1 protein-coding gene is annotated in these 799 nt (G+C 62.4%); it reads left to right on the top strand.

What is annotated here, in order from left to right:
* The first annotated feature begins 59 nt into the window (after nucleotides 1-59).
* Nucleotides 60-443 (top strand): hypothetical protein, encoded by a 384-nt coding sequence (locus ACXJKH_RS21510; RefSeq protein WP_457322427.1) that lies wholly within the window; start codon nucleotides 60-62, stop codon nucleotides 441-443.
* Nucleotides 444-799: the final 356 nt, after the last annotated feature.

Genomic DNA, 799 nt, shown 5'->3' with positions numbered 1-799 from the left:
CTTCGGAACCCCTGCCGACTATGCGAATCGAACGACGAAAATCTGCCCTAATCCGTTGGATGAGAGCGCAGGCACTTGCACCGCTGATGGCCATATCACTTGCAGGGGGCGCGGCGGTTGGTCCGGTTGCGGGCCCTCCCGTTGAAGGCCCTGTGCGCTTGGGAGAGATCGCGGCGGTTGATGGCCCTAGGGTGCGTCCCGATCGCGTCATCGAAGACAGCMGTTGCCCAGTCGACGTTCAGTGTATCCAGGCCGGACAGCTGATCGTCAGGGCGACAGTGCTCGGTGTCGGCTCGTCCAAGCAGATTGACCTCAAGCTGGGCGTCCCAGCCCATGTCGCTGATGGCATGTTGACGCTGGTCAACGCCACGCCCGTGCCTATCGCAGGGGAGACCGGACCGTCCGCCGCCCGCTTCACCTTCAAGTTTCAGGGCGGCCGTTAGGTCCCATCATACGCGCCGAAAGGGTCAGCCCCAGGAGAAGCTGGGCTCACCAGAAAGCTGCAACGGCTCGCCACGCCTGCAGGGAAATCATTTCCCACTCCACACACGGGCTGGGACGCTACAAATGAAGCCATTGCCTGCCTCCTCGGCGCGAGAGACTTCAGCGCACAGGCCGGCAGGCTCGGCGTCAAGGTAACCAAACGCTCACAGGGCCGGATCCATCTGCTGGAAGCGATGGCCGTAATTACTTCGCAGCCCGCCCCAAGGAGTGAGGAGCTTCTCGTCAAGGCTAAGAACCTAGCCAGCCAAAAATGGGATGGCTTGCTGCCCCCGCGCCTTCTCATGCGCTCCTACGC

It is taken from the genome of Stenotrophomonas sp. P5_B8 (assembly GCF_054049855.1).
The sequence above is the reverse complement of the archived record's forward strand: the minus strand, read 5'-3'. Positions and strand labels throughout refer to the sequence as shown.